Origin of the sequence: Ferdinandcohnia sp. FSL W7-1320 (assembly GCF_038050315.1) — a bacterium.
GTDB classification, from domain to species: domain Bacteria; phylum Bacillota; class Bacilli; order Bacillales; family Bacillaceae_L; genus Ferdinandcohnia; species Ferdinandcohnia aciditolerans.
Genome location: NZ_JBBPAM010000001.1, coordinates 3,202,473 through 3,225,552, shown reverse-complemented (window position 1 = coordinate 3,225,552; position 23,080 = coordinate 3,202,473). Strand labels below are relative to the sequence as shown.

22 protein-coding genes are annotated in these 23,080 nt (G+C 38.1%); 21 read left to right on the top strand and 1 reads right to left on the bottom strand.

Annotated elements, in window-relative coordinates; translation table 11 throughout:
- Nucleotides 1-103: 103 nt before the first annotated feature.
- From coaBC to spoVM, 11 genes are all read left to right on the top strand, one after another.
- On the top strand, nucleotides 104-1,306 hold the full coding sequence (gene coaBC, locus NST91_RS15965; RefSeq protein ID WP_341331936.1) for a bifunctional phosphopantothenoylcysteine decarboxylase/phosphopantothenate--cysteine ligase CoaBC: 1,203 nt from the start codon (nucleotides 104-106) through the stop codon (nucleotides 1,304-1,306).
- Nucleotides 1,303-3,717 carry a primosomal protein N' gene (gene priA, locus NST91_RS15960; protein ID WP_341331935.1) on the top strand — a complete coding sequence of 805 codons (2,415 nt, stop codon included), beginning with the start codon at nucleotides 1,303-1,305 and terminating at the stop codon, nucleotides 3,715-3,717. Before coaBC ends, priA begins: the two co-directional genes overlap by 4 nt.
- Before the next feature lie 232 nt (nucleotides 3,718-3,949).
- Nucleotides 3,950-4,423: a peptide deformylase gene (gene def, locus NST91_RS15955; RefSeq protein WP_341331934.1), complete on the top strand. Its 474-nt coding sequence runs from the start codon at nucleotides 3,950-3,952 to the stop codon at nucleotides 4,421-4,423.
- 8 nt (nucleotides 4,424-4,431) lie between these two features.
- A complete protein-coding gene (fmt, locus tag NST91_RS15950) occupies nucleotides 4,432-5,385 on the top strand; it encodes a methionyl-tRNA formyltransferase (RefSeq protein ID WP_341331933.1) in 954 nt (317 codons plus the stop codon).
- On the top strand, nucleotides 5,372-6,715 hold the full coding sequence (gene rsmB, locus NST91_RS15945) for a 16S rRNA (cytosine(967)-C(5))-methyltransferase RsmB (protein ID WP_341331932.1): 1,344 nt from the start codon (nucleotides 5,372-5,374) through the stop codon (nucleotides 6,713-6,715). Before fmt ends, rsmB begins: the two co-directional genes overlap by 14 nt.
- 5 nt (nucleotides 6,716-6,720) lie before the next feature.
- A complete protein-coding gene (gene rlmN / locus NST91_RS15940; protein ID WP_341331931.1) occupies nucleotides 6,721-7,815 on the top strand; it encodes a dual-specificity RNA methyltransferase RlmN in 1,095 nt (364 codons plus the stop codon).
- A 4-nt stretch (nucleotides 7,816-7,819) separates the two neighbouring features.
- Nucleotides 7,820-8,569, top strand: a complete 750-nt coding sequence (locus NST91_RS15935) for a Stp1/IreP family PP2C-type Ser/Thr phosphatase (protein WP_341331930.1) — start codon at nucleotides 7,820-7,822, stop codon at nucleotides 8,567-8,569.
- Between the two features lie 4 nt (nucleotides 8,570-8,573).
- Complete coding sequence (gene pknB / locus NST91_RS15930; protein ID WP_341331929.1) at nucleotides 8,574-10,550, top strand: Stk1 family PASTA domain-containing Ser/Thr kinase; 1,977 nt, start codon at nucleotides 8,574-8,576, stop codon at nucleotides 10,548-10,550.
- Between the two features lie 75 nt (nucleotides 10,551-10,625).
- Nucleotides 10,626-11,510, top strand: coding sequence for a ribosome small subunit-dependent GTPase A (gene rsgA, locus NST91_RS15925; protein WP_341331928.1), 885 nt, complete (start codon nucleotides 10,626-10,628; stop codon nucleotides 11,508-11,510).
- Nucleotides 11,511-11,512: 2 nt separating this feature from the next.
- The gene (rpe, locus tag NST91_RS15920; RefSeq protein WP_341331927.1) at nucleotides 11,513-12,160 is read left to right on the top strand and encodes a ribulose-phosphate 3-epimerase; all 648 of its coding nucleotides are present in this window, start codon (nucleotides 11,513-11,515) and stop codon (nucleotides 12,158-12,160) included.
- 253 nt (nucleotides 12,161-12,413) lie between these two features.
- On the top strand, nucleotides 12,414-12,494 hold the full coding sequence (gene spoVM / locus NST91_RS15915) for a stage V sporulation protein SpoVM (protein WP_010282530.1): 81 nt from the start codon (nucleotides 12,414-12,416) through the stop codon (nucleotides 12,492-12,494).
- A gap of 205 nt (nucleotides 12,495-12,699) precedes the next feature.
- Here spoVM and rpmB read toward each other — a convergent pair whose 3' ends face one another.
- Nucleotides 12,700-12,888: a 50S ribosomal protein L28 gene (rpmB, locus tag NST91_RS15910; protein ID WP_010282529.1), complete on the bottom strand. Its 189-nt coding sequence runs from the start codon at nucleotides 12,886-12,888 to the stop codon at nucleotides 12,700-12,702.
- Nucleotides 12,889-13,284: 396 nt separating this feature from the next.
- Between rpmB and NST91_RS15905 the strand changes: the two genes are divergently transcribed.
- The 10 genes from NST91_RS15905 (at nucleotide 13,285) to NST91_RS15860 (ending at nucleotide 23,027) form a co-directional block, all read left to right on the top strand.
- The gene (locus NST91_RS15905) at nucleotides 13,285-13,647 is read left to right on the top strand and encodes an Asp23/Gls24 family envelope stress response protein (RefSeq protein WP_121446544.1); all 363 of its coding nucleotides are present in this window, start codon (nucleotides 13,285-13,287) and stop codon (nucleotides 13,645-13,647) included.
- Between the two features lie 16 nt (nucleotides 13,648-13,663).
- Entirely contained in the window at nucleotides 13,664-15,346 is a 1,683-nt protein-coding gene (locus tag NST91_RS15900; RefSeq protein ID WP_341331926.1) for a DAK2 domain-containing protein, read from the top strand.
- A 148-nt stretch (nucleotides 15,347-15,494) separates the two neighbouring features.
- Nucleotides 15,495-16,157 (top strand): L-serine ammonia-lyase, iron-sulfur-dependent subunit beta, encoded by a 663-nt coding sequence (gene sdaAB, locus NST91_RS15895; protein WP_341331925.1) that lies wholly within the window; start codon nucleotides 15,495-15,497, stop codon nucleotides 16,155-16,157.
- A gap of 46 nt (nucleotides 16,158-16,203) precedes the next feature.
- Nucleotides 16,204-17,091, top strand: coding sequence for an L-serine ammonia-lyase, iron-sulfur-dependent, subunit alpha (gene sdaAA / locus NST91_RS15890; protein ID WP_341331924.1), 888 nt, complete (start codon nucleotides 16,204-16,206; stop codon nucleotides 17,089-17,091).
- Nucleotides 17,084-19,132, top strand: a complete 2,049-nt coding sequence (gene recG / locus NST91_RS15885) for an ATP-dependent DNA helicase RecG (protein WP_341331923.1) — start codon at nucleotides 17,084-17,086, stop codon at nucleotides 19,130-19,132. Before sdaAA ends, recG begins: the two co-directional genes overlap by 8 nt.
- Before the next feature lie 115 nt (nucleotides 19,133-19,247).
- On the top strand, nucleotides 19,248-19,826 hold the full coding sequence (gene fapR, locus NST91_RS15880) for a transcription factor FapR (RefSeq protein WP_341331922.1): 579 nt from the start codon (nucleotides 19,248-19,250) through the stop codon (nucleotides 19,824-19,826).
- A gap of 65 nt (nucleotides 19,827-19,891) precedes the next feature.
- Entirely contained in the window at nucleotides 19,892-20,893 is a 1,002-nt protein-coding gene (gene plsX / locus NST91_RS15875; protein ID WP_341331921.1) for a phosphate acyltransferase PlsX, read from the top strand.
- A gap of 12 nt (nucleotides 20,894-20,905) precedes the next feature.
- Nucleotides 20,906-21,850: an ACP S-malonyltransferase gene (gene fabD, locus NST91_RS15870; protein WP_341331920.1), complete on the top strand. Its 945-nt coding sequence runs from the start codon at nucleotides 20,906-20,908 to the stop codon at nucleotides 21,848-21,850.
- A gap of 1 nt (nucleotide 21,851) precedes the next feature.
- Nucleotides 21,852-22,592, top strand: coding sequence for a 3-oxoacyl-[acyl-carrier-protein] reductase (fabG, locus tag NST91_RS15865; protein WP_341331919.1), 741 nt, complete (start codon nucleotides 21,852-21,854; stop codon nucleotides 22,590-22,592).
- A 201-nt stretch (nucleotides 22,593-22,793) separates the two neighbouring features.
- Nucleotides 22,794-23,027 carry an acyl carrier protein gene (locus NST91_RS15860; protein WP_099352471.1) on the top strand — a complete coding sequence of 78 codons (234 nt, stop codon included), beginning with the start codon at nucleotides 22,794-22,796 and terminating at the stop codon, nucleotides 23,025-23,027.
- Nucleotides 23,028-23,080 lie beyond the last annotated feature (53 nt).

Genomic DNA, 23,080 nt, shown 5'->3' with positions numbered 1-23,080 from the left:
AAGCCAAATTCACCACCGAAATTAAGAATTTGGTGCGTGATTAGATTTTTGCTTGTCAGTGCTAAGCAATGGGATTTAGCTTTTCTATAAAAGGGGGATTCAAGTGCTAAATAAAAAAATATTACTATGCGTGAGTGGTGGAATTGCGGTGTACAAGGCAGCAGCTTTGACAAGCAAGTTAACCCAAGCAGGAGCTCAAGTAAAAGTAATTATGAGCGAATCTGCAATGAAATTTGTTACGCCATTAACATTCCAAGCTTTGTCCAGGAATGATGTATATTTTGATACATTTGATGAAAAAAATTCGGCTGTTATTGCCCATATTGATCTTGCAGATTGGGCCGATTTAGTTGTAGTTGCACCTGCGACAGCAAATATAATCGGTAAACTCACAAATGGAATTGCAGACAATATGATTACGACAACATTGCTTGCAACTACCGCCCCTGTATGGATTGCTCCTGCAATGAATGTCCATATGTATGATCATCCTGCTGTAAAACGAAATATCGAAATCTTAGCTCGGGATGGATATCAATTTATTGAACCTTCTGAAGGGTATTTGGCATGTGGGTATGTTGGAAAAGGACGCCTTGAAGAGCCTGAAAAAATTGTTGAACTTATTACTGCTCATTTTTCTGAAAAACCAATTTTACAAGGTAAAAGGGTCTTAATAACTGCTGGGCCAACACGTGAGAAACTTGATCCTGTCCGATTCTTCACTAATCGTTCAACCGGTAAAATGGGGTATGCTCTTGCAGAGGCTGCAGGTAAAGCGGGTGCAGAAGTAATCTTGATTTCTGGACCGACTAATCTACCAGTTCCACCTAAAGTTAGAGTGATATCAGTTGAATCTGCAGAAGAGATGTTTACACAAGTGATGTCCCATTATCAACAAAGTGATATTGTCATAAAATCTGCAGCTGTTGCAGATTATCGTCCTAAGCAAGTCTATGATGGAAAAATGAAAAAGAAAACGGGTGACCTTGTCCTAGAACTAGAAAGAACAACCGATATATTAAAAACGTTAGGAGAAAAAAAGGATCATCAATTATTAATTGGTTTTGCTGCTGAAACAGATAATATAGATGAATATGCAAAACGCAAACTTACCTCGAAAAACCTTGACATGATCGTTGCGAATAATGTGACGACACTAGGGGCGGGTTTCGGTACTGATACAAATGTAGTAACGCTTTTTAAAAAGGATGGAACACAAAAAGATTTGCCGATGATGACTAAACTTGAAGTTGCAAAAGCAATACTTCAAGAAGTGAAAAAGCTCTTGGATGGCGAGAATAAATGAAAATCGCAAGCATAATCGTCGATGTTCCGGCAATGCAAACAGATAAAACCTATGATTATCTAGTTCCTGATAAATGGAAGGACATCGTCGTACCTGGTATGAGGGTCGTTGTTCCATTTGGTCCCCGCAAAGTGCAGGGATTCGTTTTGTGCCTATCAGCTGAGGGAGAAGTGGAAAAATTAAAGGAAATTCATTCCTTGCTTGACCTTACACCTGCCTTGAACGAGGAGCTTCTTCATATTGGGAAATGGTTAACAGAAAAAACGCTTTGTTTTACAATCTCTGCATTACAAGCGATGCTTCCATCAGCCATGCGGGCCAAATATGAAAAAGAAATAAGATTACTTGAACCTTCAAACAGAAGTGAATTGGAGCCAGCCATTCAAGCTTCTTTTATCCAACATGATGTGATTAGTTGGGAAGATGCAGAAAAAAATGATTTACTACATATTTACCAAAAGGATATAAAAAAAGGTCTCCTTGAAGTTGTCTACAAAGTAAAAAATCGTAGCAACAAGAAGACAATGAAGCAGGTGCAGCTTTCGATTTCAGTAGCGGAGACTGAAAAAATAATCCACGAACTTCCAGCAACTGCTAATAGACAAAAAGAGGTACTTGTCTATTTTTTAAAGGACAATAAGCCAATCTTTTTAAAGGAACTTTTACAGAAGGTTGGCGTGACAGATAGCACGATTCGAACAATGGTCAAAAAGGGTTTTCTTTCAGAAAGAAATGTTGAGGTATACCGGGATCCATATGCGGACAAGCATTTTGAACAGACTACACCAATGCCACTAACAACGGAACAACAAAAAGCGATTTCTCCTATCCTTGCCTCAATTGAGGATGTTCTTCATAAGGTGTTTTTAATGTATGGTGTTACAGGAAGTGGGAAGACCGAGGTCTATATGCAGGCAATTGATGCAGTCTTAAAAAGAGGTAAAGAAGCGATCGTGCTTGTGCCAGAAATCTCTCTGACCCCACAAATGGTAAGTCGCTTTAAGGGCCGATTTGGCTCTCGGGTTGCCGTTATGCATAGTGGCCTAGGAATCGGAGAGAAATATGATGAATGGCGAAAGATATACCGTAAGGAAGTTAGTGTTGTAGTTGGGGCCAGATCTGCTATTTTTGCACCGTTTGAGAACCTCGGAATCATCATTATTGATGAAGAACATGAATCCAGTTATAAACAGGAAGACAATCCACGATATCATGCGAGAGATGTTGCTATTTTTCGTGGGCAACTCCATAATGCCCCTGTTATTTTAGGAAGTGCGACACCGACGCTTGAATCCTTCGCACGAGCCTCTAAGAATGTTTATGAGCTCGTAACATTAAAGGAAAGAGTTAATCAAAGACCACTACCAAGTGTTGAAATCGTAGATATGCGTGAGGAATTACGCAACGGCAATCGTTCCATGTTTTCAGGTTCTTTATTTGAAAAATTAACTGAGCGACTTGAACGAAATGAACAATCGGTTTTATTTTTAAATAAGCGAGGGCATTCCTCGTTTGTCATGTGTAGGGATTGCGGATATGTCGCAAATTGCCCACACTGTGAAATTTCGCTAACCTATCATAGAACACATCACCGTTTAAAATGTCATTATTGTGGTTACGAAACATTCATGCCTAATACTTGCCAAGAGTGTGGAAGTGAGCATATTCGCTTCTTTGGAACAGGCACTCAGAAGGTGGAAGAAGAACTTGCTAAGGTATTACCAGAAGCAAGGGTCATTCGAATGGATGTAGATACAACAAGCCGAAAAGGTGCCCATGAGAAGTTATTAAAAGAATTTGGTGATCGAAAAGCTGATATTTTATTAGGTACACAAATGATTGCAAAAGGATTAGATTTTCCAAATGTTACATTAGTTGGTGTATTAACGGCTGATACCATGCTTAACCTGCCAGATTTTCGCTCATCCGAAAAAACGTTTCAGCTTCTTACACAAGTCAGTGGTAGAGCGGGACGCCATGAGTTGCCAGGTGAGGTTGTGATTCAGAGTTATACTCCTGAACATTATAGTATAGAGCTCGCGAGCCATCATGATTATGACAGCTTTTATCAGAATGAAATGAGAATTAGAAAAGCTCATGCTTATCCACCTTATTACTATCTGGCTTTAGTAACCATCACACATCCAGAATTAACGAAAACGGTGGATGTTGCTGAGAAGATTGCAATCTATTTACGAAAATCTTTATCTAATCAGTCCATTATTTTAGGACCGGTAACCTCACCAATTGCTCGGATTAATAATAGATATCGATACCAATGCATGATAAAATACAAAAATGAGCCAAATCTTAATAAACTTTTAAAAGGGATAGTAGATCGTTATCAACGTGAAATTTCACAAAACTCACTTACACTTTCCATTGACTTAAACCCATATATTATGATGTAGTTTAAACTTCTGAAAAAAGAGAGAGACTAGTAGAAATGAGCAAGGCGCCCCTATTCCAGCTAGGGCAGGCCACGACCTGTGCCTGTCGCTGGAATCCTAACCGTCCGGCAAGTGCGACAAGCGTATGCCGAGCGATGACAGTTTTTTACCTACAGAAGCGATTGACTTATGGCTCCAGACGATGGCGCCTGGAACTAGATATGTAAAAAAGTAGAATGTTGGAGGAACACACTTGTCAGTATTACCAATTGTAAAATACCCTAATGAAATACTAGAGGTAGAATGTGAAAAGGTGACAACCTTTGATCGGAAATTATCAAAACTAATTAAAGATATGTATGATACAATGCTTGAAGCGGATGGTGTTGGCTTAGCTGCCCCTCAAGTTGGAATTGCAAAACAAATCGCAATCGTTGATATTGGAGACGAAAGCGGACTTATTGAACTTATTAATCCCGTGATCCTTGAGCGTAGAGGTGAACAGGTGGGTCCTGAAGGCTGTCTCAGTTTTCCGGACCTTTTTGGTGAAGTTACACGCAATGATTACGTAAAAGTAAGAGCTCAGAACAGAAGAGGGAAAACATATATAATTGAGGCAAGAGAATTCTTGGCCCGTGCGATTCAACATGAAATCGATCATCTCCACGGTATATTATTTACCTCGAAGGTGAACCGTTTTTATGAAGAAGGAGAAATTGAAGGGTAGGTAATTACATGGAACGTATTGTATTTATGGGTACACCGGACTTTTCAGTACCTGTTTTACGTCAAATAATCGAAGATGGATATGAAGTTGTTGCAGTAGTAACGCAACCGGACAGACCGGTTGGTAGAAAAAGAGTTTTAACCCCTCCTCCTGTAAAGGTTGAGGCATTAAATCATCGCATACCAGTCCTACAACCAAATAAAATTCGTGAAAAAGAAGAAATTGAAAAAGTATTAAGTTATAAGCCTGATTTAATCGTAACTGCTGCTTTCGGGCAAATTCTCCCTAATGAATTATTGGAAGCACCTAAGTTTGGATGCATAAATGTACATGCATCCTTACTTCCTGAGCTTAGAGGTGGTGCACCAATCCATTATTCAATTCTCCAGGGGAAGAAAAAAACAGGTGTTACTATCATGTATATGGTTGAAAAGCTAGATGCGGGGGACATTTTAACTCAAGTTGAAATTCCAATATCAGAAACAGACCATGTTGGTTCTTTACATGATAAATTAAGTGTTGCAGGTTCAAAGTTATTATCTGAAACTATTCCTTTGCTTTTAGCAGATAAAATAACACCAATAAAACAGGATGATTCTAAGGCAACATTTGCATCAAATATTAAGCGGGAACAGGAAAAGATAGACTGGACAAAAGATGGAGAAGATATTTACAACCATATACGTGGACTTCACCCGTGGCCAGTTGCTTATACCACTTTAAATGGCGATGTAATGAAAATATGGTGGGGCCACAAGGTTCCTTCTACAACTTATGCAAAGAGCGGAACGGTTGTTTCAATTGAAAAAGATGGGTTTATTGTTTCGACTGGGAATACTACTTATATAAAAATCACCCAACTTCAGCCTGCCGGTAAGAAAAAGATGAGTGCAGAGCAATTCATGATGGGGTCGAGTATACAGGTGGGAACTCAGCTAGGAGACAAAAATGACGAAAACTAATGTTAGAAATGTAGCACTTGAAATCTTATTGCAAATTGAAAAAAATCAAGCATATAGCAATCTTCTTTTAAATCAAATGATAAAAAAGCATGAGGTTAAAGGAAAGGATGTAGGATTACTTACAGAGATAGTATACGGAACAATTCAACGACGTGATACATTGGATTATTATTTAGTTCCGTTTTTGAAAAAGAGTAAAAAACTTGATCAATGGGTAAAAATCTTATTAAGACTTTCCTTATATCAAATGATTTATTTAGACCGAGTACCTGAGCGAGCAATCTTTTTTGAGGCAGTTGAAATCGCCAAAAGAAGAGGGCATAAAGGTACCGCTTCGCTGGTGAATGGTGTTTTACGTTCCGTTCAACGAGAGGGTTTGCCTTCATTAGACCAAATAACTGATGAAGCTGAAAGAATTGCTGTTGAAACCAGTCACCCTATCTGGCTTGTCAAGCGTTGGGCTCAACAAATTGGAATAGAAGAAACTCGGAAAATGTGTGAGGTAAATTGTACCCCACCAGAGCAAACGGGGCGTATTAATAGCCTGGTTACAACGAGAGAAAAACTTATTCAAATGCTAAAAGAAGAGGATATCGAAGCTGTTGAAGGTGATGTTTCTCTTGATGCGATTAAGGCTGTTCGTGGCAATTTAATTCATTCAAAGACATTTAAAGAAGGATATTTTACAATCCAAGATGAAAGCTCAATGCTGGTTGCGAGAGCACTTGGTGTTGAAAAAGGTGATCAAATCCTCGATAGCTGCGCAGCACCTGGCGGTAAAACAACACATATCGCCGAACTACTAGGAAACACGGGCAAGGTTTACTCACTGGATCTACATGAACATAAAATAAAATTGATTAATGAAGCAGTGAAACGATTAGGTATTGAAAATGTAGAGACAAAAGCCCATGATAGTCGAAAGGCTAGGGAAATCTTTGAGGATCAAAAGTTTGATAAAATTCTTGTGGATGCACCGTGCTCAGGATTTGGCGTCATAAGAAGGAAACCGGATATTAAATATACAAAATCAGTATCAGACAATCATAACCTTGCAAAAATACAGTTAGACATACTAACTGAGGTTTCATCTTTATTAAAAAAAGATGGTATACTCGTGTATAGCACATGTACAATAGATTACGAAGAAAATGAAGGGGTAGTTAAAACCTTTATCGAACTTAATCCCGATTTTATTCTGGATGAAACAATACAAAATAATCTTCCTGAAATAGTGAAACCATATATTAAAAATGGACAACTACAGCTTTATCCACATTATTTTGGTACGGATGGATTTTATATTGCAAGATTAAGAAAGCAGGTGTAATGTAATTGGAAGAAGTACAAACAACGAGAAGAAAAAAACAAAATTTACCGAGTTCTAAACCATCAATTTATTCACTTCAATTAGAGGAACTTGAAAAATGGCTAATCGAAAATGGAGAGAAGAAATTTCGTGGAAACCAGATTTTTGAATGGCTTTATACGAAGCGTGTAACAACATTTGACGAGATGACGAACCTTTCAAATTCATTAAGACAAAATCTAGCTGAGCATTTTACAATTACGACTCTTAAAACAATTATTCAGCAAACATCAGCTGACGGTACAATGAAATTTTTATTTGAACTTCATGATGGCTATTCGATTGAAACAGTGCTCATGAGACATAGCTATGGGAACTCGATTTGTGTAACAACACAAGTTGGATGCCGTATTGGTTGTACGTTCTGTGCTTCAACGTTAGGTGGACTCAAACGTAATTTAGAAGCTGGCGAAATCGTCGCTCAAGTTGTCAAGGTGCAAAAAGCACTAGATGAGCTAGGTGAACGTGTGAGCCATTTAGTTATAATGGGTATAGGTGAGCCATTTGATAACTATGATCAAATGCTTTCATTCCTAAAAATCATTAACCATGATAAAGGCTTAAATATTGGTGCTCGTCATATTACCGTTTCAACAAGTGGGATCATTCCAAAAATCTATAAATTTGCAGATGAAAAATTACAAATAAATTTTGCAATCTCTTTACATGCACCTAATACCGAAATTAGAAGTAAGTTAATGCCGATTAATCGTGCATATAAACTACCTGATTTAATGGAAGCTGTACGTTATTATATTGATAAAACAGGGAGAAGAATTAGCTTTGAATATGGGTTGTTTGGTGGAGTCAATGATCAAGTTGAACATGCCGAAGAACTAGCAGAGCTACTAAAGGGAATTAAATGTCATGTGAATTTAATTCCAGTCAATTATGTTCCTGAGCGCGATTATGTTCGAACACCACGAGAGCAAATTTTTGAATTTGAAAAGACATTAAAGAAGCATGGTGTGAATGTGACAATTCGACGTGAACAAGGTCATGATATTGATGCGGCCTGTGGTCAATTACGTGCAAAGGAGCGTAAAGAGGAGACGAGGTGAACATATGAGGTCGTTCTTTTTGACAAACCGGGGAAAAGTAAGACAAATCAATGAAGATAGTTGTGGTGTATACCATAACAAAGCAGGACAAGTATTAGCTGTAGTGGCTGATGGAATGGGTGGTCACCGAGCTGGTGATGTTGCGAGTAGTATGACAACATCCCAGCTACGGTCTTATTGGGAGCAAGTTGACAAGGTGACAACATCCGAATCGGCAGAAGAGTGGTTAAAAGAGTATATTTCTAAAATAAATTCAAACCTATACACACATTCACAGGAAAATAATGAATGCAAAGGTATGGGAACGACTGTTGTGGCTGCTATTTGTACAGAGTTGTTTTCAACTGTAGCCCATATTGGAGACAGCCGCTGTTATGTTCTAAACAGTCACGGGTTCAAACAAATTACCGAGGATCATTCACTTGTCAATGAACTTGTTCGTTCTGGTCACATTTCCAAGGAAGATGCAGAGCATCATCCACGTAAAAATGTCGTTTTACGTGCGTTAGGAACAGAAACTCATGTTCAAATGGACCTGAAAACCCTTATTTTAGATGAAGGGGACATGCTTTTAATTTGCTCTGACGGCTTATCTAATAAAGTCCCAGAGTCCGAATTAAAAAGCATTCTTGAAAGTGACGAAAGTATTGAAAACAAGAGTGAACAACTTATCCAATTAGCCAATGATAATGGTGGAGAAGATAATATCACACTCGTAATCGTCGATTACACACCTGAAAGTGAGGGAGAATAACCCTATGCTTATTGGAAGACGATTAAGTGGTCGATATAAAATTCTCGAGGTTATTGGTGGAGGCGGGATGGCCAATGTCTATCTTGCTCGAGATATTATTCTAGAAAGAGACGTAGCCATTAAAGTGCTGCGGTTAGATTTCTCCAATGATGAAGAATTTATAAAACGATTTAGAAGAGAAGCACATGCGGCTACAAGTTTGGCGCACCCAAATGTTGTAAGTATCTATGATGTTGGGGAAGAAGAGGATATTTATTATATAGTAATGGAATATGTTCCTGGCCAAACCTTGAAACAATACATACAACGGAATGCACCGCTTCATCCAAAAGAAGCGATTAATATTATGTTGCAGTTGACATCTGCAATCACCCATGCCCATCAAAATCAAATTGTTCACCGTGATATCAAACCACAAAATATTTTAATTGATCACGATGGTACTGTTAAGGTAACAGATTTTGGAATAGCAGTTGCGCTAAGTTCAACAACGATTACTCAAACAAACTCTGTACTTGGTTCAGTTCATTATTTATCACCAGAACAAGCACGGGGTGGAATGTCAACTAGGAAGTCAGATATATATTCACTCGGTATCGTGATGTTTGAATTATTGACAGGTCGAGTACCTTTTGAAGGTGAATCAGCCGTATCTATTGCCTTAAAGCATCTACAATCAGATACCCCATCACCCAAAAGATGGAATGCGACCATTCCACAGAGTGTTGAAAATGTTATTTTAAAAGCAACAGCAAAAGATCCATTTCATCGTTATGATTCCGTTGATGAGATGGAAGAGGATTTGCAGACTGTGTTATTTCCAAATCGAGTAAATGAAGAAAAATTTGTGATTCCTGATATGGATGATGAAGTCACAAAGGCAATTCCAATAATTAAGGATAATAGTCCATTATCAAGTTCTGAAACAATGGTAAGAGATTCTCAAAAGAATTCAAAACCAGTTGATCAGGACGAACCAAAGAAAAAGCAGAAAAAGAAAAAGAAAAAGAAGAATAAGCTTTTAGTTACACTTGCAATTATCTTTTTCTTAATTCTTGCTGCTGGAGTTGCTGCAGTAACAATTTTCCCAGCCTTATTTTTACCGAAGGATGTCGAAGTTCCAGATGTCTCAAACATGACATACGATCGAGCTGTTAACAAATTAGAGGAAGCTGGATTTACGATTGGTGACACGATTGAAGTCAGTGACCAAGAAGTAAAAGAAGGCTATATTGTTCGTACTGATCCTGAAGCAGGAGATTCGGTTAAGGAAGGCGCCACTATTGATTTATATGAAAGTACTGGTAAAGAGAAAGTGGCTTTTAAAGATTATGTCGGTAGAAATTTCGAAGAAGTAAAAGATAAGTTATTAAATAAAGAAAAATATTTAGCTGTGTTTTCAGAAGAAGAATTTTCTGACAGTGCTCGAGGAACAATCCTTAGCCAATCAATTGACGAAGGAGAAGAGGTTGTACCAGAAGAAACAGAAGTAACTTTTACAATAAGTAAGGGACTTGAAACTATTAAACTTGCTGATTTAACAAAATATCCTGCAAATGCTCTCGACGAATATTCGAATAGTACTGGTTTGATAATTGACTATGCTGAGGAGCAACACTCAGATGAAATTCCTGCTGGCCAGGCGATTTCACAAACACCTGCAGCAGGTTCTGAATTAACAAAGGGTGCTAAGGTTAAAGTAATTATGTCAAAAGGTCCCGAGCCTAAAGAGCCAAAAGAAGTAAAACAAACCATAACAATCGATTATACGCCGGATGAAGAAGAAATCCCGCAGTTAGTGGAAATTTATATTCAGGATGCGAATAATAACATCACCAAAGTTTATGATGAATTTGAACTCACTGAAAAACGTTCAATTGAACTTACCTTTGTGATTAACCCAGGTGAAACGGCCGAATACATGGTTTTAATAAATGGAAAATTAAATCAGCGAGATAAAATTCCGTATCCAGAAGAATAGGCGTCAATAGATAGTGTGAATTTTAAGCTACCTGACAAATGTCGTGGTGAATGAATTGAAACAAGGAGTGAAACTATGCCAGAAGGCAAAATTATTAAAGCATTAAGCGGATTTTATTATGTCCAAGGTGAAAACAGTGAACTGATTCAATGTCGTGGTAGAGGGGTATTTCGTAAAAATAAAATTACTCCATTAGTGGGTGACCATGTTATCTTTCAAGCAGAAAACGAAACAGATGGGTATATTTTAGAAGTATTAGAACGGAAAAATGAATTAGTAAGGCCACCAATTGCAAATGTTGATCAAGCTATCTTGGTTTTTTCAGCAATTAAACCCGATTTCAGTCCATTGTTGTTAGATCGCTTTCTTGTTTTAGTTGAATCAAACGACATAAAACCTATTATTTGTATTAGTAAAACGGATTTAATTTCCGATGAGTTGTTCCAGGAAATCCAGGAGTATGCAAAAATCTATCGGGAAGTTGGCTATCACGTTCTGTTAACTTCAACGAAGGTACGTGAAGGTCTTGACCAGCTTCTGCCTTTACTGGATAATCAAATTTCAGTTTTCGCAGGGCAATCAGGGGTTGGAAAATCTTCATTATTGAATACGCTACGACCTGATCTTGAATTGAAAACGGATGAAATTTCATCATCTTTAGGTCGGGGAAAGCACACAACCAGACATGTAGAATTAATTGAGGTTGGTGGTGGCCTTGTTGCAGACACGCCTGGTTTTAGTTCGTTGGAATTTTTGACAATCGAATTAGATGAACTTTCATACTGCTTTCCGGAAATTTATGATGCAGGAGCAAATTGTAAGTTCCGAGGGTGCACCCATATTTCTGAGCCGAAATGCGCTGTTAGACAGGGTATAGAGGAAGGGAGTATTGCGCAATTTCGATATGACCATTATGTAAGTTTTTTTGAAGAAATCAAGGATAGAAAGCCGAGGTACTAAGGATGATCAAAATTGCACCATCCATTCTTTCAGCTGATTTTGCAAAGCTTGGAGAAGAGATTAAGGATGTTGAAAATGGAGGAGCAGACTACATTCATGTGGATGTCATGGATGGTCACTTTGTTCCTAATATTACAATTGGTCCTTTAATTGTAGAGGCGATTCGACCGATTACTAAACTGCCATTGGATGTTCATTTAATGATTGAAAACCCTGATCAATACATTTCTGCTTTTGCTAAAGCAGGAGCAAACTTTATAACGGTACATGTCGAGGCGTGTCTTCACCTTCATCGTACCATTCAGTTAATTAAATCTCATGGTGTAAAAGCTGGAGTCGTATTAAATCCTGCAACACCTGTAGATACGATTAAGCATATTATTGAGGATATTGATTTAGTGTTGCTTATGACAGTGAACCCTGGATTCGGAGGGCAAAAATTTATTCACTCCGTGCTTCCTAAGATTGAGGAAGTTGCTAGGATGGTAAAAGAAAAGAACTTGAATGTTGAAATTGAAGTTGACGGAGGAGTCAATGAAGAAACAGCAAGGCTTTGTGTCGAGGCTGGTGCTAATGTTTTAGTTGCAGGGTCAGCTATATACAATCAAGTGGATCGGAAAACAGCAATTGAAAAAATCCGTAATATGTAAAAAGAGCAGATTTTCTGCTCTTTTTTTCATGTTTTATTAACTTGGGATACTATGTTTTCGAAATGAAAAAATAGATTGAATTGTACTTTTTTTTATCAAAAGGGCATATGAATGTTTTAAGTAGGATAAAAGAAATTGCTTTTATTTATATGTATGTACTATGGTACTATTTTTTTTCATTTGAATAATATTATAAAGTAGACTGTATGAATTCAATGAAAGTACGTGGATATTTGCATTGAGGAGGGAAAGTATGAAATTTTATACGATTAAGTTGCCAAAGTTCTTAGGTGGTATTGTCCGTGCCATGTTAGGATCATTTAAAAAAGGATAAAAGAGGCACCGCCCTTAGGTGCCTTTTTTTGTGGCAAAAATTATAGCTCTTACATGTTTGTAAGAGCTAAAGGTCTTCTTTATTGTATGGCTCCATGCGCCATCGGCATAAGCTATAAGCCAATCGCTTTGGAAGGTAAGAAGCTCCTTCTGTCAGCGCTTGTCTTATGCTTGTCCCGATAGGCGGGCACCTTACGCTTTTCTTATTACACGCGTTCTACTTTACCAGATTTTAATGCTCTTGCAGAAACATATACGCGTTTTGGTTTACCGTCAACTAAAATACGAACTTTTTGTAAGTTAGCTCCCCATTTACGTTTTGAAGCGTTCATTGCATGGGAACGAGCATTACCAGTAGTAGTTTTTCTACCTGTGATTACACATTTACGTGCCATTCTATTTCCCTCCTAACTTGCACAGCAACAGTCATACATATCGCTTTCTTCATAGAAATACTTATATAATTTATCATACAAAATGGGATATTGCAATACTTCTTAACGTGGGTTTAACATTATTCTGGGGTGCCCCTCAGAATAATGTTAAAGCCTCCGGCGGATGCCACAGATTTTCAATGGACGTTTTTCGATCAAGCTCGAAAAATCTGGGCGCAAATACGCCAAGGCGTATTTGATTATGTAAAAATACTTGTCAAGACATAGAATTTCAGTAAAGCTATATAATAAAAGGTAATGAATACATTAGCCTACCTCATGAATTACTTTAAAAATCTGTGATGTTATAGTAAAATGACTGTAGCCAAGGTGAACAATTATAAAGGGGGAACTGATATGTCCATCGAATTAAAAACGAAATACGGACAAATTGATATATCAAATGATGTAATTGCAACAGTTGCTGGGGGAGCTGCTATCGATTGTTATGGAATAGTTGGAATGGCGTCTCGAAAGCAAATTAAAGATGGCATTACTGAGCTTTTACGAAAAGAAAATTTTGCCCGTGGTATTGTTGTTCGTCAAGAAAATGGCGAAGTACATATCGACATGTACATAATTGTAAGTTATGGCACGAAAATTTCTGAGGTTGCCCACAATGTTCAATCAAAGGTGAAATATACATTAGACCAAACAGTAGGACTTGCTGTCAGTTCGGTTAATATTTACGTGCAAGGAGTTCGTGTAACGAACCCATAAGAAGGAGGAACTTTGAGTGTCAATTACTACATTAGATGGAAAACGTTTTGCAAAAATGGTGTTATTAGGTGCTACTCACTTATCTAATAACGCAAAGATGGTAGATGCACTTAACGTTTTCCCTGTACCAGATGGTGATACAGGAACGAACATGAATCTTTCCATGACATCTGGTGCAAAGGAAGTAAAAAATAATGTTACCCCACATATCGGAAAGGTAGGTGCATCCCTAGCGCGCGGATTATTAATGGGTGCACGAGGTAACTCTGGAGTTATCCTTTCTCAACTTTTTAGAGGTTTTTCTAAAGCAATTGAGCAAAAGGAAACTTTAACTGCTGCTGAAGTTGCTCATGCATTTGAAAATGGTGTAGAAACAGCTTATAAAGCAGTTATGAAACCTGTTGAAGGTACGATTCTAACAGTTGCTAAGGATGCTGCTAAGCGTGCGGTTGAGGTGGCAAAAAATGAAACAAACATCATTATCGTGATGGAAGAATTAGTGAAAGAGGCAAAAGCTTCATTGAATCGTACACCTGATCTACTTCCAGTACTTAAAGAGGTTGGAGTTGTAGACAGTGGTGGTCAAGGATTATTACTTGTTTATGAAGGTTTCCTTTCAGAATTAAAAGGTGAAACAATTGATAATATGTCCATTTCATCACCATCAATGAACGAGCTTGTTAATGCAGAACATCATAAAAGTGTTCAAAGTCATATGAATACAGAGGATATCGTGTTTGGTTACTGTACAGAATTCATGGTGAAATTTGAAGCAGAGAAAATTAGTAATCATCCATTTGCTGAAGAACAGTTTCGCAATGATTTAAGCAGATATGGTGATTCATTATTAGTTATTTCAGACGATGATATCGTAAAAGTACATATACATTCCGAACAACCGGGTGAAGTATTATCATATGGACAACGGTATGGAAGCTTAATTAAAATGAAGATCGAAAACATGAGAGAACAGCATACTGCTATTCTAAATGAAGATGAAACACAATCACCTGCACGAGTTAAAAGTAGTAAAGAAAAAGAAAAATATGCAATAATCACCGTGGCAATGGGGTCAGGAATCACGGAATTATTCAAGAGTATCGGTGCTCATGTAGTTATCGAGGGTGGACAAACGATGAATCCAAGTACTGAAGATTTTGTAAAGGCAATGGAATCAGTACATGCAGAGAACTTCATCCTTCTACCTAATAACAAAAATATTATTATGGCAGCTGAACAAGCAGCATCTGTTGTTGAAGGAAATGTTGTCGTTGTTCCATCAAGAACAGTGCCACAAGGAATGTCTGCATTACTTGCATTTAATCCATCTGGAGAGTTGGAAGCAAATCAAACGTCCATGACTGATGCATTAAGTAATGTCAAAACGGGTCAAATCACTTATGCTGTCCGTGATACAAATATAGATGGAATTGATATTTCAAAAGATGATTTCATGGGGATTGCAGAGGGTAAAATTGTTGTTACAGACAAAAATAAGCTGAAAGCAGCAAAAGATCTATTAGCAAAAATTATATCTGCTGATGAGGATGAAATTGTTACCATCATACATGGACAAGATGCCTCAGAAGATGATGTGAATGCAATTGTAGAATATCTTGAAGGCGAATTTGAAGATATCGAAGTTGAAGTGCATAATGGTGACCAACCGCTTTACGCATTTATTTTCTCAGTTGAATAAGTTATAAAATAGAAGGGATTTATCCCTTCTATTTCAATGTATGGGGACAATTTCCTGTAGCTAAAATAGTTTTAGAGAAATAGAGTAATATGTAGGAACATAGTTTGACCTAACTCCATAATTCTATAGTATGTAAGGAGGAGATAATATGAAATATAGAAGTGTTTTTGATATTATTGGTCCGGTTATGATTGGCCCATCAAGCTCACATACAGCTGGGGCAGCTCGTATTGGCAGGGTTGCAAGAAGCTTGTTTGGTCGTGAACCAAAATGGGCAAACATCTCCTTCTATGGATCATTTGCAGAAACATATAAAGGCCATGGAACGGATGTAGCAATTATTGGCGGTCTTCTTGATTTTGACACATTTGATGAAAGAATTAAAATTTCATTGGATATCGCCAAAGAAGCAGGCATTCAGATAAAGTTCATTGAAGAAGATGCTGTTCCTGAACATCCTAATACAGCCAGAGTATTGATTGGTGATGATGAAGGTGAACTAGAGCTTGTAGGTATTTCCATTGGTGGCGGTAAAATTGAGATTACTGAATTAAATGGGTTTAAATTGCGCTTATCAGGTAATCATCCGGCAATTCTTGTTGTTCACAATGACCGTTATGGTGCGATTGCAGGTGTTGCAAACGTGCTTGCAAAATATGCGATCAACATTGGGCATATGGAAGTGGCTCGAAAAGAAAAAGGGATGCAAGCGCTAATGACCATTGAGGTGGATCAAAATATCGAAGGACCAATATTAGATGAATTATCTACTTTACCTAATATTATTAAGGTAGCTAAAATTGTCGACTAAGTTCACTGTTAATTGGATACAAGTTTAATCGACAGGAGGATTTTTTATGTTTCGTAATGTTGCTGAGTTAGTAGAACTTGCTACTTCTAAAAATATGAAAATAGCAGAAGTGATGATTGAACAAGAGGTTGAAGTAACTGGTAAAACTCGTGAAGAAATCATCTCACAAATGGAACGAAATCTTGAAGTGATGGAAAAAGCTGTTGAAAGAGGATTGTCTGGAGTATCGTCACTTTCAGGTTTAACAGGCGGAGATGCTGTTCTTCTACAGGATTATATAAATAAAGGAAACTTTTTAACGGGTAAAACAGTCCTGGACGCTGTTAGCAAGGCTGTAGCGACTAATGAAGTTAATGCAGCAATGGGAACAATTTGCGCGACACCAACTGCAGGCTCTGCAGGTGTTGTACCAGGCACTTTATTTGCTGTGAAAGAAAAATTGAATCCAACAAAAGAGCAAATGGTTGAATTTTTATTTACCGCTGGCGCATTTGGATTTGTTGTTGCGAACAATGCATCTATTTCTGGTGCTGCTGGAGGCTGTCAAGCTGAGGTTGGATCTGCTGCTGGAATGGCTGCTGCTGCAATAGTTGAGATGGCAGGCGGTACTCCACAGCAATCTGCAGAAGCAATGGCGATTACTTTAAAGAATATGCTTGGACTAGTATGTGACCCTGTGGCAGGACTTGTCGAGGTACCATGTGTTAAGAGGAATGCGATGGGAGCAGCGAATGCTATGGTTGCTGCAGATATGGCATTAGCAGGAGTTACAAGTCGGATCCCATGTGATGAGGTAATCGATGCGATGTACAGAATAGGTCAGACAATGCCAACGGCACTAAAAGAAACAGCACAGGGAGGACTAGCGGCAACTCCAACTGGTCGTGCTCTTGAAGCAAAGATCTTTGGGATTTCGCTAAACAAAAGTGAATAGTCAACTTCAACAACCTGTCACTGAAATAAAAGGAATCGGCGAGGAGACAGGATTACAGCTTAACGAGATGCACATCTATTCCATTCTTGACCTACTATTGTACTTCCCATATCGATTTGAAGACTATAGTCTTAGAGACCTAGCAGAAGTTAAGCATGAGGAGAAAATAACGATTGAGGGAAAAGTTCATAGTGAACCACTATTAACCTATTACAATCGTAAGCGTTCGCGCTTAACTTTTAGGGTCTTAGTTGGTCGTTATCTTATTACAGCGACCTGCTTTAATCGGCCATATTATAAGAATAAAATATCATTAAATGATACTATTACGATTTCCGGAAAATGGGATCAACATCGTCAAACAATTACCGTTAGTGAGATAGTTTTTGGTCCAATGACGAATGACAATCGGATTGAACCGGTTTATTCAACAAAAGGAAAGATCACTGCTAAAGGAATAAAGCGGTTTATGGCACTTGCCCTTGGGCAGTTTGGTGATCAAATTGAGGACAATCTCCCGGAACAATTATTAACCACATACAAGCTTTTACCTAAGAAGGATGCTATTAAAATCATGCATCATCCATTAAGTCATCAAGATTTAAAACAGGCTAGAAGACGCTTTGTATATGAGGAGTTTCTACTTTTCCAACTAAAAATGCAGGCACTTAGGAAATTTGAACGGGAACAAACGATGGGTTCAGCAATGGACATTCAGATAGAAAAATTAGAAGGATTCATGAATGGACTGCCATTTCCTTTAACAAATGCCCAAAATCGGGTTGTCACTGAAATAATTAATGATCTCCGCTCCCCATATCGAATGAATCGCTTGCTACAAGGTGATGTTGGTTCAGGCAAGACGGTTGTTGCTGCTATTTCATTATATGCCACAATCCTTTCTGGATATCAGGGAGCATTAATGGTTCCAACAGAAATTTTAGCAGAACAGCATTCACATTCATTAATGGAGTTATTTTCCGAGTACGGGTTAAATATTCAACTGCTATCAAGCTCTGTTAAGGGTAAACGAAGAAGAGAAATCCTCGAGCAGCTTAAAGCGGGTGAAGTTCATATTTTAGTTGGTACTCATGCACTAATTCAAGATGAAGTTAATTTCCATAGGCTTGGCCTGGTAATTACAGATGAACAGCATCGCTTTGGTGTTGAACAACGCAGGGTATTGCGGGAAAAAGGAGAAAATCCTGATGTGCTCTTTATGACTGCAACACCAATTCCACGGACTCTTGCGATTACAGTTTTTGGAGAGATGGATGTCTCTGTAATCGATGAAATGCCAGCCGGAAGGAAAAAAATTGAAACATATTGGGTGAAGCATGAGTTACTAGAACGGATATTAGTGTTTATTGAAAAAGAGCTTGCTAAAGGTAGACAAGCCTATGTTATATGCCCTCTGATTGAGGAATCAGATAAACTAGATGTACAAAATGCAATTGATGTTCATTCAATGCTCTCATTTCATTTTCAAAATAAAGCAAAGGTCGGCTTAATGCATGGTCGTTTGTCCGCAGACGAAAAAGACGATGTAATGAGACAATTTAGTGAAAATGAAGTTCAAATCCTAGTTTCCACAACAGTAGTCGAAGTTGGTGTGAATGTTCCCAATGCGACATTGATGGTAATTTATGATGCTGAACGATTCGGACTATCACAACTTCACCAATTACGGGGACGTGTTGGACGGGGAAGTGAACAGTCTTATTGTATCCTTCTAGCTGATCCAAAATCTGAAGTGGGAAAAGAACGAATGCGGATCATGACGGAAACAAATGATGGATTTGTTTTATCAGAAAAAGATTTAGAACTTCGTGGCCCTGGTGACTTCTTTGGGAGAAAACAAAGTGGTGTTCCAGAATTTAAAGTCGCAGATATGGTTCACGATTATCGAACCTTAGAGGTCGCTAGAAATGATGCTACTAAACTCATAAATTCGCAGGTGTTTTGGAAAGATGAATCTTACAAACACCTTAGGAAAGATTTATTACAATCTGGTATTTTAGATGGCGAAAAACTTGACTAAACCCCATATCGTATAGGGCAGCTTGTGAGGAGGATTTCTTCTTGCAATCTGCTTTTTTTAATTATATACTAACTATTAGTACCTAGTCTTAAGAGTGCGGACGGTGTGTTTTTAAATGAGAAAGAGTAAAAAAGAACGGCAGCAACTATTACAGGAAACGATTAAAGTAAATCCGTTTATAACTGATGAAGACTTAGCTGAAAAGTTCATGGTAAGTGTTCAAACAATTAGATTGGACCGATTAGAACTATCAATTCCTGAACTGCGTGAGCGAATCAAGAATGTTGCTGAAAAAAAATTAGAAGATGAAGTTAAATCTTTACCAATTGATGAAGTAATTGGTGAAATCATTGATATTGAATTAGATGACAGTGCGATTTCAATCTTTGATGTAACACAGGAGCATGTTTTTAAACGTAACCATATAGCTCGTGGACATCATCTTTTTGCTCAAGCAAATTCACTAGCGGTTGCTGTCATTAATGATGAGCTTGCGCTTACGGCAAAAGCGAATATTCGTTTTACGAGACAAGTAAAACTAGATGAGCGTGTCGTCGCAAAAGCAAAAGTGAAAGGTTCTGAGGAAAAAGGGAGAACAATCGTAGATGTAAAAAGCTATGTTGGAAATGAATTGGTGTTTTCCGGTGAATTTACAATGTATCGTTCTAATAAACAAGTAAAAATTGATTCATAATAGAGAACGAACTCAAGTTATGAGCATCTGACTACCTAAAAGCAAACAAAAGGATTGATACAAAGATGAAGCTTGCAATTGATGCAATGGGCGGGGATCATGCCCCAGAGGAAATTGTAAAGGGGACAATATCTGCATTAAAGCATTATAAAGACCTTGAAGTTACACTTATTGGCGATGAAGCAAAAATTCGCAAACACTTAACTGAAGATGAAAGAATCACAATTTTACATACAACAGAAGTAATAGAAGGTACAGATGAACCTGTGAGGGCTGTTAGAAGAAAAAAGAACGCATCGATGGTCTTAATGGCAAAAGAGGTTAGTGAGGGACGTGCAGATGCCTGTATTTCTGCAGGAAATACAGGGGCATTAATGACTGCTGGACTCTTTATCGTTGGCCGAATTGAGGGGATTGATCGACCAGCGTTAGCACCGACTTTACCAACTCTAGATAAAAAGGGATTTCTCATGCTTGATGTTGGTGCAAATGTTGATGCAAAGCCTGAGCATTTGCTTCAGTATGCGATAATGGGTTCAATCTACTCTGAAAAGGTTCGTGGAGTTACAAATCCTCGAGTAGGACTATTAAATGTCGGTACAGAAGATAAAAAAGGGAATGAATTAACGAAACATGCATTTGAAATGATGAAAGCAACAAATCTTAATTTCGTTGGAAACGTAGAGGCAAGAGACCTACTTGACGGGGTTGCCGATGTTGTTGTTACAGACGGATTTACAGGTAACGTAGCGTTAAAGACAATTGAAGGTACTGCTCTTTCCATGTTTAAAATGTTGAAAACAGCTTTTACAAGTAATCTAAAAAGTAAAATAGCTGCTGGTCTATTAATGCCAGAATTAAAGGGATTAAAAAAGACATTAGATTACTCAGAATACGGAGGGGCAGGATTATTTGGATTAAAAGCTCCTGTTATAAAAGCCCATGGTTCTTCAGATGCAAATGGTTTATTTAGTGCCATCCGTCAAACCTATGAAATGGTAGAGAAGGATGTAGCTGGAACAATACGTAAAACATTAGAGGATATTAATCCTACAGTAGACGAATAGGGGGAATAGAGAATGGGTAAGATTGCATTCGTTTTTCCAGGACAAGGTTCTCAGACCGTGGGAATGGGGAAGGAATTAGCAGATGCTTCAGAAACGGTTCAAGATATTTTTACTAGAGCTGACAAAGCGCTAGGTGAGGAATTGTCCTCGCTTATTTTTAATGGTCCACAGGAAAATTTAACACTGACAACTAATGCCCAACCATCACTATTAACGACGAGTATTGCAATTCTTGAAAAATTCAAGCAAGAAGATCTTACACCTGATTATGTAGCGGGACATAGTCTTGGTGAGTATACGGCGTTAGTAGCTGCTGGCGCACTGAGCTTTGAAGATGCTGTTCGTACAGTACGCAAACGTGGCGAATTTATGGAAGAAGCTGTACCTGCAGGTCAAGGCACAATGGCAGCGATTTTAGGGATGAGCAGTGAAGACTTACACGCTGTAACCGAAGAAATAGCTGCTTTAGGTCTTCCAGTACAGCTAGCGAATATTAATTGTCCTGGCCAAATTGTTATTTCAGGATCTGCCGAAGGGGTACAGAAAGCTTGTGAATTAGCAAAGGAAAAGGGAGCAAAACGAGCGATTCCGCTTGAGGTAAGTGGGCCGTTTCATTCTTCATTAATGGAGCCAGCCGCTGAAAAATTACGTTCCGTATTGGACCAAATTGAGATTATTGATGCATCTGTTCCAGTCGTGGCTAATGTTAATGCGGAAGAAATGACTTCAGCTGATCAAATAAAAGAAAATCTGGTAAAGCAATTATATTCACCTGTTTTATGGGAAAGTTCTGTTCAATATATGCTTGACCAAGGCGTAGATACTTTTATCGAAATTGGCCCTGGTAAAGTTCTTTCAGGTTTGGTTAAAAAAGTAAATCGCAGAGTAGCAACATATGCAATAAGTGATACAGAAACTCTCGAAGCAACGATTCGTGCATTGAAGGAGGGAAATTAAGATGTTAAATGGCAAAGTAGCATTGGTTACCGGTGCTTCACGTGGAATTGGCCGAACAATTGCAATTGAGTTAGCAAAAGCAGGTGCAAAAGTTGCGGTAAACTATTCTGGTAGTGAACAAAAAGCAAACGAAGTTGTTGATGAGATTAAAGCATTAGGTCAAGAAGCATTTGCAATCCAAGCGAATGTGTCAGATGCAGATTCGGTGACAAATATGGTTAAAGAAGTTATTTCTACTTTCGGCAGTCTTGATATTCTTGTTAATAACGCAGGAATTACTAGGGATAATTTGTTGATGAGAATGAAAGAGGAAGAATGGGACGATGTTATTAATATTAACCTAAAAGGTGTATTTCTTAGCACGAAAGCAGTTACAAGACAGATGATGAAGCAACGTTCTGGAAAAATTATAAATATAGCTTCAATCGTGGGTGTTAGTGGTAATCCAGGACAAGCTAACTATGTTGCTGCAAAGGCTGGGGTAATCGGATTAACGAAAACTGCAGCGAAGGAATTAGCGAGCAGAAATATTACAGTGAACGCTGTAGCGCCGGGATTTATTACGACTGATATGACAGATAAGCTTCCTGAAGACGTTAAGAATGAAATGTTAAAACTAATTCCTCTTAATAGATTTGGTGAAACAACCGATATCTCTGGAGTTGTTCTCTTCCTTGCATCAGATCATAGCAACTATATGACAGGTCAAACCTTGCATATTGACGGTGGAATGGTAATGTAAATAGAAAAGTACAAGGCCCACTACTTGAGGGGATAAGGTTTAGACAAGCGCTGAACCAAAGTGTCTTTTACCTTCAGTAACGATTGGTTAGACCAGTGAGCTGATGGTGCCTGGAACTGGGCAATACGAAAAACTATTGTAAAGGCTCTTGCACTTTTCTAGTAAAACAAAATATAATACCTTGAGGGGAGGTGAATGGAAATGGCAGATGTGTTTGAGAGAATTACAAAAATCGTGGTTGACCGCTTAGGTGTTGAGGAATCAGCAGTAACTTTAGAGGCTTCTTTTAAAGATGATCTTGGAGCGGATTCACTAGACGTAGTTGAACTTGTTATGGAACTTGAAGATGAGTTTGACATGGAAATTTCAGATGATGAGGCTGAAAAAATTGCTACAGTTGGTGACGCTGTAAATTACATAAAAAGCCAGCTATAATATTTCTTAGAATATAGGTCCCGTTAATTAAACGGGGCTTTCTCCTTGGAGGT